General features: G+C 63.6%; 13 protein-coding genes. 12 read left to right on the top strand and 1 reads right to left on the bottom strand.

The genetic code is table 11. From position 1 onward, the window contains the following. Positions 1-84: 84 nt before the first annotated feature. The 12 genes from rpsD to nusB all read left to right on the top strand — a co-directional run bounded on the left by rpsD (position 85) and on the right by nusB (position 10,930). Complete coding sequence (rpsD, locus tag ACZ2GY_RS09310; RefSeq protein WP_056549410.1) at positions 85-711, top strand: 30S ribosomal protein S4; 627 nt, start codon at positions 85-87, stop codon at positions 709-711. A gap of 151 nt (positions 712-862) precedes the next feature. Next, on the top strand, positions 863-1,237 hold the full coding sequence (locus ACZ2GY_RS09305; protein WP_056549411.1) for a DUF948 domain-containing protein: 375 nt from the start codon (positions 863-865) through the stop codon (positions 1,235-1,237). 48 nt (positions 1,238-1,285) lie between these two features. Continuing rightward, positions 1,286-1,513 carry a hypothetical protein gene (locus ACZ2GY_RS09300; RefSeq protein ID WP_056549412.1) on the top strand — a complete coding sequence of 76 codons (228 nt, stop codon included), beginning with the start codon at positions 1,286-1,288 and terminating at the stop codon, positions 1,511-1,513. Between the two features lie 60 nt (positions 1,514-1,573). Next, a complete protein-coding gene (alaS, locus tag ACZ2GY_RS09295) occupies positions 1,574-4,252 on the top strand; it encodes an alanine--tRNA ligase (protein ID WP_471671742.1) in 2,679 nt (892 codons plus the stop codon). Positions 4,253-4,269: 17 nt separating this feature from the next. Then, positions 4,270-4,845, top strand: coding sequence for a Holliday junction resolvase RuvX (ruvX, locus tag ACZ2GY_RS09290; RefSeq protein ID WP_346028236.1), 576 nt, complete (start codon positions 4,270-4,272; stop codon positions 4,843-4,845). Further along, complete coding sequence (mltG, locus tag ACZ2GY_RS09285; protein ID WP_471671741.1) at positions 4,842-6,065, top strand: endolytic transglycosylase MltG; 1,224 nt, start codon at positions 4,842-4,844, stop codon at positions 6,063-6,065. The genes ruvX and mltG overlap by 4 nt, the downstream gene beginning before the upstream one ends. Next, positions 6,066-6,968, top strand: coding sequence for a shikimate dehydrogenase family protein (locus ACZ2GY_RS09280; protein ID WP_471671740.1), 903 nt, complete (start codon positions 6,066-6,068; stop codon positions 6,966-6,968). Between the two features lie 31 nt (positions 6,969-6,999). Then, positions 7,000-8,199, top strand: a complete 1,200-nt coding sequence (gene aroC / locus ACZ2GY_RS09275) for a chorismate synthase (RefSeq protein WP_277357308.1) — start codon at positions 7,000-7,002, stop codon at positions 8,197-8,199. Further along, positions 8,199-8,750, top strand: coding sequence for a shikimate kinase (locus ACZ2GY_RS09270; protein WP_471671739.1), 552 nt, complete (start codon positions 8,199-8,201; stop codon positions 8,748-8,750). The genes aroC and ACZ2GY_RS09270 overlap by 1 nt, the downstream gene beginning before the upstream one ends. Further along, a complete protein-coding gene (gene aroB, locus ACZ2GY_RS09265) occupies positions 8,747-9,838 on the top strand; it encodes a 3-dehydroquinate synthase (RefSeq protein ID WP_346028238.1) in 1,092 nt (363 codons plus the stop codon). Before ACZ2GY_RS09270 ends, aroB begins: the two co-directional genes overlap by 4 nt. A gap of 121 nt (positions 9,839-9,959) precedes the next feature. Further along, positions 9,960-10,523, top strand: a complete 564-nt coding sequence (efp, locus tag ACZ2GY_RS09260; RefSeq protein WP_056549427.1) for an elongation factor P — start codon at positions 9,960-9,962, stop codon at positions 10,521-10,523. Further along, on the top strand, positions 10,520-10,930 hold the full coding sequence (nusB, locus tag ACZ2GY_RS09255; RefSeq protein ID WP_204536095.1) for a transcription antitermination factor NusB: 411 nt from the start codon (positions 10,520-10,522) through the stop codon (positions 10,928-10,930). The genes efp and nusB overlap by 4 nt, the downstream gene beginning before the upstream one ends. A 37-nt stretch (positions 10,931-10,967) precedes the next feature. On the opposite strand, the gene ACZ2GY_RS09250 is transcribed toward nusB, so the two are convergent. After that, positions 10,968-12,068 carry a PrsW family intramembrane metalloprotease gene (locus tag ACZ2GY_RS09250; RefSeq protein WP_471671738.1) on the bottom strand — a complete coding sequence of 367 codons (1,101 nt, stop codon included), beginning with the start codon at positions 12,066-12,068 and terminating at the stop codon, positions 10,968-10,970. Positions 12,069-12,223: the final 155 nt, after the last annotated feature.

Here is a 12,223-nt window from a genome sequence, read left to right as displayed (position 1 = left end):
CCGAACGTGGAGGCCAGCGACACCAAAGAGCTCACGGCGTTCGCCGTCGTGAGCTGCTTCGCCGCAAAACAGTGAAAGGTAAACGTGGCTAACAACACACGTGCCCGCCGCAAGGTCCGCATCTCGCGGGCCCTCGGCATTGCTCTGACCCCGAAGGCCGAGAAGTACCTGGAGCGTCGTCCGTACGCACCGGGACAGCACGGCCGCTCCCGCCGCAAGCAGGACAGCGACTACGCAGTACGCCTGCGCGAAAAGCAGCGTCTGCGCGCGCAGTACGGTATCCGCGAAGCGCAGATGGCCCGCGTCTTCGAAGAGGCCCGCCGTACAGCCGGCCTGACCGGTGAGAACCTCATCGAACTGCTCGAAATGCGCCTTGACGCACTTGTGCTGCGTGCGGGTTTCGCACGCACCAGCGCCCAGGCACGCCAGCTCGTGGTTCACCGTCACATCATGGTCGACGGTGCACGCGTGGACCGTCCGTCGTTCCGCGTCAAGGAAGGGCAGCTCATCCACGTGCACAGCCGCAGCGAGACCATGGTTCCGCTGCAGGTTGCCGCAGCAGGCGCTCACCGCGATGTGCTTCCGGCAGTTCCCGCGTATCTTGACGTTCAGATTGAGAAGCTCCAGGCACGCCTGGTCCGCCGCCCCAAGCGCTCGGAGGTCCCTGTGACCTGTGAGGAGCAGCTCGTGGTGGAATACTACGCCCGCTGATCCAACGCCGAATTCGGCGTGTCGGCAGTACAACTGAACATCAGTTACTCAAGAGCCCGCGGCGCACGCCGCGGGCTCTTGAGTAGGTAAGGTACATAGGGAATCGCGGGCGCCTGCCCGCTCTGCGCGAGGACTAAGGAGTTGTTCACGAATGTCAGGTGGAGATATCGCCGGGCTGATTGCCGCCGGAGTCTTTGCGATCCTGGTCGCGCTGCTTGCCATCCCGGTGTGGAAGCTTGGCAAGGTTTTCGATGAGCTTCGCCAGGCCATCCGGTCCGTGAGCGAGGGCACCACTCCGCTCATCGATGAGGTCACCAGCACGGTGTCGACAACCCATCAACAGTTGAAGAACGTTGACGGGATCACCTCAAATGTGTCGGACGCCTCGGCCAACATCTCCGCGCTGTCGTCGCTGGTCGCAGCCACAGTGGGATCCCCGCTCATCAAGGTGGCGGCGTTCTCCTACGGGGTGCGCAACGCATTCGCCTCAAGGCGGAAGCCGGCCTCCCGCCGTCGTAGTCGTTGATCGATACCTCACGTACAAGACGCACTTACAACAGACGAGGAATTCTTGATGATCAAGAGGGTTTTCTGGCTCGCGGCAGGTGCCGCTATCGGGGTCATAGCGGTACGCAAGGTATCTGCGATGAAGTCGGCTGTCGGTCCCGAGGGACTGAACCGTGCTGTCGCGCAGCTGACCGACAGCGTCGCCGACTTCGCCGACGTATTCCGGCAGGGAATGCTGGAGCGCGAGACCGATCTGCGTGCTGCGCTAGGCGTTGATACCGAGCACCGTTCCTGATCCCTGAATCACCCGAAACCGCCGCTGCGCCCCGTCCGCGCGCAACACCGAAGGATTCCCATGAAGTCCCAAGAGATCGCCCGCCGCTGGCTCGACTACTTTGAACGCCAGGGACACACCCGCGTGCCGTCGGCCTCCCTGGTGTCCAGCGACCCGTCACTGCTGTTCACTGTTGCCGGTATGGTTCCCTTCATTCCCTACCTGACTGCACGCGAGGTGCCGCCCTACAACCGAGCGACGAGCATCCAGAAGTGTATCCGTACCGCGGACATTGAGGAAGTGGGCAAGACCGCCAGGCACGGCACGTTCTTTCAGATGTGCGGAAACTTCTCCTTCGGCGACTACTTCAAGCAGAACGCCATACGCATGGCGTGGGAGCTGCTGACAAGCAGTGTGGAAGACGGCGGCTTTGGACTGGCTGCCGACCGGTTGTGGGTCACGGTGTACCAGGACGACGACGAGGCCCTCGCCATCTGGCGGGACGAAGTGGGATTCCCAGCCGGACGAATCCAGAAGATGGGGAAGAAAGACAACTACTGGAACACCGGCCAGCCTGGCCCCGGCGGGCCGTGCTCTGAAATCTTCTACGACCGCGGGCCGGAGTACGGCAGGGACGGCGGACCGGAGGCGGACGAAGACCGTTACATCGAAATCTGGAACCTCGTGTTCATGCAGTACCGGCTCTCGGCCGTGCGCAGCAAGGATGATTTCGACATCGCGGGTGAACTGCCCAAGAAGAATATCGACACCGGCCTGGGCCTGGAGCGCCTGGCAATGGTGCTGCAGGGCGTAGAAAACATGTACGAGACCGATCAGGTTCGCCCTGTATTGGACAAGGCTGCGGAACTGTCCGGCCGCGAGTACACCAGTGCAGAATCCGACGACGACCCGCACCACCAGGACGACGTGCGGATGCGTGTCGTGGCCGACCACATCCGTTCAGCCCTGATGCTGATCACCGACGGTGTGACGCCGTCCAATGAAGGCAGGGGCTACGTCCTTCGACGGCTGATACGCCGGGCGGTGAGGGCGATGCGCCTGCTGGGTGTTGAGAAGGCGTGTCTGCCGGAGCTCCTGCCCGTTTCCCGGGACGCCATGAAGGGTGTCTACCCGGAGGTCGAGCGGGACTTCGAACGCATCAGCCGGATCGCCTATGCGGAAGAGAAGGCGTTCCTGCGCACCATCGCTTCCGGCACGGCCCGCCTCGAGGAAGCCGTCCGCGAGTCAAAGAGCGCGGGCCGGAACCTGTCCGGCGAGGACGCATTCAGCCTGCATGACACCTACGGGTTCCCCATCGATCTCACCCTTGAAATGGCTGAGGAAGCCGGCGTGAAAGTCGACGCCGAAGGGTTCCGCGCACTGATGCTCGAGCAGCGCGAGCGGGCGCAGGCTGACGCGCGCGGCAAGAAGGCCGGGCACGCTGACATGACGGTTTTCAACGAGCTGCTCACAACTGGTGAGACGGTATTCACCGGGTACGACGAATTGACCAGTGAGGCTGTGGTGCGGGGCATCATCAGCAACGGAGCGTCAATTCCCGCCGCGCGTCAGGGCGAGGAAATCGAACTGATCCTCGACCGGACCCCGTTCTACGCCGAGGCCGGTGGACAGGCCGCGGATGTCGGCCTGATCACGGGGAACGGCTTCACCGTGGAGGTCACGGACGTCCAGAGGCCAATCAAGGGATTGAACGTTCACCGTGCGCTTGTCCGCGAGGGCGAAATCACGCAGGGTGCGCCTGTTACCGCAGCCGTGGACCGTCAACGTCGCCATGCGGGTGAACAGGCACACTCGGGAACACATATTGTCCACGCTGCGCTCCACCAGGTCCTCGGCCCCGACGCGCTGCAGCGCGGTTCGTTCAACAAGGCCGGCTACTTGCGGTTCGACTTCTCCTGGGGAGAGGGCATCAGCACGGCAGCCCGCTCTGAGATCGAAGAAGTCTCGAACCTCGCTATCCGCAGCAACCACACCGTCGAAACGAAGGTGATGGGCCTCGATGAAGCCAAGGCACTAGGCGCAACGGCGCTGTTCGGGGAGGCATACGGAGACAGGGTGCGCGTCGTCGAAATCGATGGCGAGTGGTCGCGCGAATTGTGCGGCGGCACCCACGTCGACTCAACGTCGCTGATCGGTACGTTGACACTGCTCGGGGACCAGTCGGTGGGATCCGGCAACCGCCGTGTCGAGGCCCTCGTCGGCATGGACGCTTTCCGGCACGCTGCCGCTGAGCGCGCTCTGGTTACCGAGCTCTCGGAAATGTTGAAGGTGCCCTCCCCGCAGCTTCCGGAGCGCCTCGGCGCAACCCTGAACCGGCTCAAAGCAGCCGAGAAGGAACTGGAGCGCCTGAGGAAGGAACAGCTGTCGAACGCCGCCGCCTCGCTCGTCGCTACCGCCCAGGACCTTGCCGGCGTGCGCTTAATCATCCACGATGCCGGCACCGTCGGCAGTGCGGACGATCTCCGCAATCTCGCGCTCGATTTGCGGGGACGCCTCGGCTCAGGAGCCGCTGCGGTTGCTGTGGCCGGAGTCAGCAAGGACCGTCCGGTGGTCCTCGTCGTCACCAACGAGGAAGCACGCGCAGCAGGGGTGAAGGCCGGTGCGCTGGTGCGTACCGCTGCAGGTATCCTCGGCGGCGGGGGCGGCGGCAAGGACGACATGGCGCAGGGCGGCGGATCCGATCCGGCTAAGGTTCAGTCGGCGCTGGAGTCCATCCGCGCCGCCGTGGCGGCCAGGTAGCAGGACCTCCTTCCATCGTGGCATTCGGAGAGTACCCTCGAGGGGTCAAGATCGGCGTGGACGTCGGCATGGTTCGCGTTGGAGTTGCGGCCAGTGACAGAGACGGTCTGATCGCCACGCCCGTCTGCACTCTCAATCGGGATTCGCGGAAGAACAGGGACTTGCGCCTGCTTCTCAGGAACATTGTGGAGCTGGCAGCCGTTGAAGTATTCGTTGGGCTGCCACGCAACCTGAGCGGGACCGAGTCCGCCTCAACGGCCATGGCACGCAGTTACGCGGCGACCCTTGCCGGCATGATCTCCGAAGCCCACATGGACGTGCCGGTGCGATTGATCGACGAGCGGCTCTCCTCCGTTTCGGCCCATAGGTCGCTTCGGCAGGCTGGCTTGAACAGTCGTCAACACCGTAAGGTAGTAGATCAGGTGGCAGCCGTGGAGATCCTTCAACATGCCATCGACATGCAACGTAACCTTGAGCGGGATGTGGGGGAGCCGGTCGTTCAGGACCGGCGGCGAAGTCTTGATCCGCCGTCGGCCTCATCTGAGGAGTCAGACATTTCGCAAACCTACAGTGGGAGGAAAGAGGAGCAGTGAGCCATCGTCATCCTCCTTTCCCGGCAGCAGACCACGGAGCTGAACAGCACCCCGACGATCATTTCGAGGAGCATTACCCGGTGCACCCCGAGCCAGTCGAGCAGTTTTTCGAAGCAGACCTCCCGTCCCGCCGCAACCGCCGGCCCTCCAAAGCGCGCCAGCGCCGCCGGAGGCGCAGGACCATCGTCATGCTGGTGGTCGTCCTTGGATTCGTCGGAGTAGTGGTCGCCGTCGCCATGTTCCTCAGGAGCCTCCTCGGTGTAGGGGAAGTTGCTGATTACGCGGGCCCGGGAACGGGGTCGGTGACCTTTACAGTCGACGCCGGCGCCGGACCGCTGCTCGTCGGTAACAGTCTGGAGCAGCAGGACATCGTTGCCAGCGCAGACGAATTCCTCAACGCTTTTTCCTCTGTTGCCGACGGTCGCGTGATCCAGCCCGGCGACTACGAGTTGAAATACCAGATGAGTTCCGAGGAAGCAGCGAAAGCGCTGCTTGCAGACGCTGATTCCAAGGTGTACTATGCTGCCGTGGCCAGGGATTTGAGGCAGAACGAGGTCTTCGACATCCTGGCCGAGTCAACCGGGATACCGCGTGAGGAATTTGAGGCGTTAGCCGAGGATCCAACACAGTTCGGCATTCCCGAACAGTCACCCAGCCTGGAAGGGTATCTCTATCCCGGCGAGTACCGCTTCGATCTTGATGTAACCGCCACTGAAGTGATCCAACAGATGGTCGACAACACCAAGGCGGCCCTTGAGGATGCAGGAGTCACCGACCCAGCCGAGCAGTACCGCATCCTGACTATCGCGAGCATCGTCCAGGCCGAGGCCGGCCAGGCCGATTACGCGCAGGTAGCCGGCGCCATCATGAACCGACTGGGTCCGGACAATACGGAGACAAACGGTCTGATCCAGTCTGATGCGACCGTGACCTATGGGCTTGGACGCAAGAGCTACAACCTGACGCCTGAGGAAAAGGCCGACACCTCAAACCCCTACAACACGTACGCCAACGAGGGACTGCCTGTCGGTCCTATCGGGTCACCCAGCGCGGAAGCGATCGAGGCTGCGGTCAACCCAGCCGATGTGCCCTACTACTACTGGGTAACCGTCAACCTGGACTCCGGAGAAACCAAGTTCTCGGAAACGCTTGCCGAACATGCACGGTATGTCGCGGAGTACCAGGCGTGGTGCGCTGACAATGTCGGAAGGTGCGAATAGGTGGTTCCCGATCAGACGCCGGCCCAGTACCGGGCCGGCGTTATCGGCCAACCCATCGCGCATTCGAAATCACCGCTCCTTCACAGCGCTGCCTACGCCTTCCTGGGTCTTGACTGCAGTTACACGGCAATCGACACTTCGCCGGATTCGCTCAAGGACAGGGTGGCTGAGGTCAGGGCGAATCCTGCCTGGCGCGGGCTGTCTGTCACCATGCCTCACAAGGCTGCTTCCCTGCCGCTTATGGATGAGCTTGGGCCAGGGGTCGCTGAACTCGGGGTAATCAATACCGTGCGCGCTGTTGGGGCGGGCCAACAGCGGCGTCTGATGGGCTACAACACCGACATCGACGGGATCGTCCGTGCGGTACGCCACGCCGGCGCCGGGTCCCCGAAGGAGGCCCTGGTGCTCGGTGGCGGCGGGACGGCCTCAGCGGCTGTCGCTGCGCTGGCACGCATGGGAGTCGAGCGGGCGCAGATCTGCGCCAGATCACCGCAGAAGGCAGAATCCCTGGCTGAACTCGGTCGGCGGCTCGGTATCGCCGTGAAGCTCAGCGGGTTCAGCGAAGCCGCAGAGCTCTGCGGAAGCTCGTCGCTGGTGATCTCTACGCTGCCGCCGCACGGGGCGGATGAGCTTGCCGGCGCACTGGGTGCGGCAGCAGCGCGAGACGATGCTGGACTGCGGAGTGACTCCGACCCTCGCGTACTTCTCGACGTGGCCTACGACCCTTGGCCCAGCGCCCTGGCCCGGGCGTGGTCCTCGCTTGGCGGCGTCATTGTTCCAGGCCTTGAGATGCTCCTCTACCAGGCTGTGGAGCAGGTGAAACTCTTCGCCGGGGATGCCTTTCGAGAGGAGTCCGCTGTCATAAATGTGATGTGTGACGCGGTGGGGGCCCCCCGGCGCTAGCGGCGCCCTTGGGCCGTGGCAGGATGGACGTATGTTGCGTTGGTTGACGGCCGGGGAATCCCACGGCCCTGCTCTGGTCGGAATCATCGAGGGAATGCCCGCGGGCGTTGAGATCACCAGTGAGGCTATCCAGTCCGCTCTGGCCCGTCGCCGGCTCGGCTATGGCCGCGGCGCCCGCATGAAATTCGAACAGGACGAAGTGCGGATTGTCGGGGGAGTCCGCCACGGACTGACCCAGGGTGGCCCGGTGGCCATCGAGGTGGGAAACACCGAATGGCCCAAGTGGGAACAGGTCATGTCGGCGGATCCGGTGGATGCAGGAGTACTGCAGGAATCCGCGCGTAACGCACCTCTAACCCGGCCCCGGCCCGGCCACGCGGATTTCACCGGCATGCAGAAGTATGGTTTCGATGAGGCGCGGCCGGTGCTTGAACGCGCCAGTGCAAGGGAGACGGCCGCTCGCGTAGCGTTGGGCGCCGTTGCAGCCCAATTCCTGTCGTCCCTCGGCATCGAGCTCGTCAGCCACACCGTCGGTGTGGCGTCCGTCGCCGTTCCGGAAGGATCCGAACTGCCGGGCCCCCGGGACGTCCTGGCACTGGATGAAGATCCCCTGCGCTGCTTTGACCGCGAAACCTCAACCGCAATGGTGGCCGAAGTGGATGCCGCCCACAAGGACGGGGAGACACTCGGTGGGGTGGTCGAGGTGCTCGCCTACGGGCTGCCCCCCGGACTGGGAAGCTATGTCCACTGGGACCGCCGGCTCGACGCCCGCCTCGCGGGTGCGCTGATGGGTATTCAGGCCATCAAGGGCGTTGAGGTGGGCGACGGCTTCGAGACTGCCCGGCGGCGGGGCTCGGCGGCGCATGATGAGATCGTGCGGGAACAGTCCGGGCGGATCGGGCGCACAACCAACAGGGCAGGCGGGATCGAGGGCGGTATGAGCATCGGTGATGTCCTGCGCGTGCGAGCAGCCATGAAACCCATCGCAACGGTTCCGCGAGCCCTCCAGACAATCGATGTAAGTACCGGTGACGCCGCCAGGGCTCACCACCAGCGTTCCGATGTGTGTGCTGTGCCCGCGGCGGGTGTAGTCGCCGAAGCCATGGTTGCCCTGGTCCTCGCAGAAGCCGTGACGGAGAAGTTCGGGGGTGATTCTGTGGCGGAAACGAAGCGCAACGTCAATTCATACCTGGAGAGTATCCCGGCGTCCCTGAATTCGGTTGCGCCCTGATGCATCCGGCGGCCCATAAACCGCTGGTGCTCATCGGGCTCATGGCCACGGGAAAATCGACCGTCGGGCGTCGGATCGCTTCCAGGCATGGCTGGCGATTCGTCGATACGGACGCAGCGATCGTCGACCGCCATGGCCCGATTCCCGCCATTTTTGCTGAAGTCGGCGAACCGGGCTTCCGGCGACTCGAGGCCGGCATCGTGTCTGAGGTCCTCACGGCAGCGGAACCAGGCACAGTCATTTCCCTCGGGGGAGGAGCGGTCCTCAACGAAGGGACGCGGCGGCTTCTTGGATCAGCTTTCGTGGTCTTCCTCGACGCGGACCTTTTGACCGTCCTGCCGCGGCTCAGCGGCGACACCGGCAGGCCGTTGCTGGCCCAGGACCCGGGCGAGACCTGGGCGCGGCTTGAGCAGGAGCGCCGTCCTCTCTACGAAGCTCTGGCAGACACGGTGATAGATACTCGGAATGCGTCCGAAGAAGCAGTTGCCGACCGTCTCGAAATCCGCCTGCGAAACCACATTCTTACTGAAGATAAGGACCAACGGCCATGACCGCTGAACCTACTGCCATCCGCATCACGGGAAGTTCCGCGGCGGAGAACTACGACGTCGTCGTCGGGCATGGCCTGCTGGACCGGCTCTCACCGCTGCTCGGCGAGCGGGTCCGGCGTGTCCTGGTGGTTCACCCCCGCGCCCTGCGATCCACAGGAGATACCGTTCGGGAGCAGTTGGCCGGAGATGGATTCACTGCGGTCACAGCAGAGATTCCGGACGCCGAAGAAGGCAAGCACATCCAGGTGGCCGCATTCTGCTGGCAGGTACTCGGCCAGAACGATTTCACGCGGTCCGATGCCATCGTGGCTGTCGGTGGAGGTGCGGTCACCGACGTCGCCGGCTTCGTTGCCGCGACCTGGCTGCGCGGGGTCAAGGTCGTGCACCTGCCCACCACCCTGCTCGGCATGGTGGACGCCGCCGTTGGCGGTAAGACCGGGATCAACACCGCCGAGGGCAAAAACCTGGTCGGGTCCTTTCATCCGCCGGCGGGAGTTTTCGCCGATCTGGACGCTCTTCAGACACTTCCGGCCAATGAATTGATCACCGGCATGGCCGAGGTTGTGAAGTGCGGATTCATTGCGGACCCCCGAATCCTCGAGCTGCTGGAGTCGGACCCCGAAGCGGTCAAGGACCCCACCAGCGGCGCCGTACGCGAACTCGTAGAGCGTTCAATCGCTGTGAAGGCTGCTGTGGTTTCCGAGGACCTCAAGGAGTCCGGCCGGCGCGAATTCCTGAACTACGGGCACACGCTGGCGCACGCAATCGAACTGGCGGAACGCTATTCCTGGCGGCACGGAGCCGCCGTCTCGGTAGGCCTCGTCTTCGCAGCGGAACTGTCTCGGATGGTTGGCCGCCTGGATGATGCCACAGCAGACAGGCACCGCTCGATCCTGGAAACGCTTGGCCTTCCCGTGACGTACCGGCGTGACCGCTGGGCAACGCTCCTGGACGGCATGCGGCGGGACAAGAAGGCGCGGGGTGATCTGCTGCGGTTCGTGGTGCTCGATGACGTTGCCCGGCCTGGAATTCTTGAGGTCCCGGACACATCACTCCTCTTCGCCGCGTACCAGGAAATCGCTTCCTGATCCGGTTACCGCGGGCAGGGTAGACTGGTCTTCGGTCTTTTGGCGGGCAGTTCCTGAACAGTCCGGTACTGCGCCTGCTGCGACGTAAGCCAAACATCAGTGAATCGACGAAAGAGAATCCGTGGCTACCACGAATGACATCAAGAACGGCACTGTTCTCAAGCTTGAGGGAAACCTCTGGAATGTGCTTGAGTTCCAGCACGTGAAGCCGGGCAAGGGCGGCGCATTTGTCCGTACGAAGCTCCGCAACATCCTGTCCGGCAAGGTCGTCGACAAAACCTTCAACGCCGGGCTCAAGATCGAAACTGCCACCGTGGACCGCCGCGACTACCAGTACCTGTACAAGGACGGCGACGACTTCGTGTTCATGGACACGACGGACTATGACCAGATCACCGTTCCCGGCGCTACCGTGGGCAGTGCGGAAAATTTCATGCTCGAAAGCCAGATGGCGACCATCGCCATGCACGAGGGTTCGCCGCTCTACCTCGAACTGCCGCCGTCAGTGGTCCTTGAAATCACTTACACAGAGCGAGGGCTGCAGGGAGATCGCTCTACCGGCGGCACCAAGCCGGCCACCGTTGAAACCGGGTACGAGATCCAGGTGCCCCTTTTCCTGGAAACCGGGACCAAAGTGAAGGTCGACACCCGCTCCGGTGAGTACCTGGGACGCGTCAACGAGTGAGCGCCCGGAGCAAGGCGCGGCGCAGGGCCATGGATATCCTGTTCGAGGCCGAGCAGAGGTCCGTTTCTCCCCTGGAAGCGCTGCAGGCACGCCGCGAGAAAACGGACACCGTCATCAATGAGTACTCGGTGGAGATCATCGAAGGCGTGATGGCCCACGGCACGCAGATCGATGAGTTCCTCGGCACGTATTCGCAGGGGTGGACGCTTGATCGAATGCCCGCGGTGGACCGTATGATTCTCAGGGTCGGCACCTGGGAACTGCTGTACAACGAGGATGTTCCGGACACCGTCGCTGTGAGCGAGGCTGTGCAGCTGGCAACCATGTTGTCGACCGATGAGTCGCCCACGTTCATCAACGGCTTGCTGGGCAGGCTCCAGCAGCTCAAACCCACGCTGCTGGCGTAGTTTCCAGCTGCCCGGACCGGAAGTCTGCGCCGGGAACTCAGATCCTGCGCGCTGACGCCGCGTTGAGGATCCGGCGGCGGGCCGCGTCCAGTTCGTGTAGGAGGTGGACCTCCAGCTGCGGATCATGCGTGGCCGCGTGGCCCGCCCGGAGACGCTGGCGCACAAAGGCCAGACGGACGCCGGTGTTGATGAATTGCTTCATACCAGGACCCGCGCCGACGGCCCGCGCCCACGCCATCGCCGATGACCGACCGCGCGGCGCCGCCACCATCTCCAACTCCTGATTGGTGAGCCAACCGGCACCGGAGTACTCCGCCAGGCGCTGATATGTCACTGCCCGTTCAGCGCGGCGCAAACCAAGCACGACTGCGATCACCACGAGGAATAGCGGCACCTGAACCAGGAAATAGAACGAGAAGAAGTCGGTGAACAGGACCACCAGGCCGCCGTTCCACAGCATGTGACCGGCGATGGCGGGAAGCAGGCCGATAGCAAACGCACCCAGCAGCCGGCCCTTCCCACGGCCTTTCGCGACGGCCATCCCGAGGACAACTCCCAGCGCACCGGTGAACATCACATGGGCGAACGGTGAGAACAGTCCCCGCATCACAAACACCGTGATGAGTCCGCCGAGCCCTGCAGGGTCAGTGATCGCCGATCCGAAGTAGAGGATATTTTCGGTGAACGCGAAGCCCGCGGCGACAGTTCCGGCATAGACCATCCCGTCCACCGGCCCGTCAAAATGGGTGCGTCGAGACAGAGCAAGAATCAGTACGCCGAGACCCTTGGCTGCTTCTTCCACCAGCGGAGCCTGGAAGACAGGACCGATGATGTCGGGACTCGTTCCCTCCAGCCCTACGCTCAAAAGCGCCGTGACGACGGGCCCTAGCAGGAGCGTGACAGCCACCGACATTCCTGCTCCCCAGAGGAAAGCGAAAGTCAGGGCGCCCCGCGGTTCCGGGTCCCACCGGTCCACCCAGCGGATGCCGGCCAGGCAGATTGCCAGCGGCACCAGTGCAAGAGCAGCGCACAGAACCAGTGCGGCCGCCCCCAACTGCACCGTCACGAGCACCGCCACTCCACCAAGAATGAGGGCCGCAAAAACGAGCAGCAAACCATTGACGACGGCGGCGCGCACCGGACGGGAGTGCTCCCTGCCAAGTGATTCCATTCCGGGGGGCGGGTGGGCAGGCGACGGAATCGGTGGCCCCGGACTTACCTGCTGCCACATTCCCAGCGGCGGCTGTGCCGCCGGTTGTACCGTCCGACGTGGCTCCGAGTAGGGGCGCCCGG

This window comes from Arthrobacter sp. KKT183 (assembly GCF_055657625.1).
The sequence above is the reverse complement of the archived record's forward strand: the minus strand, read 5'-3'. Positions and strand labels throughout refer to the sequence as shown.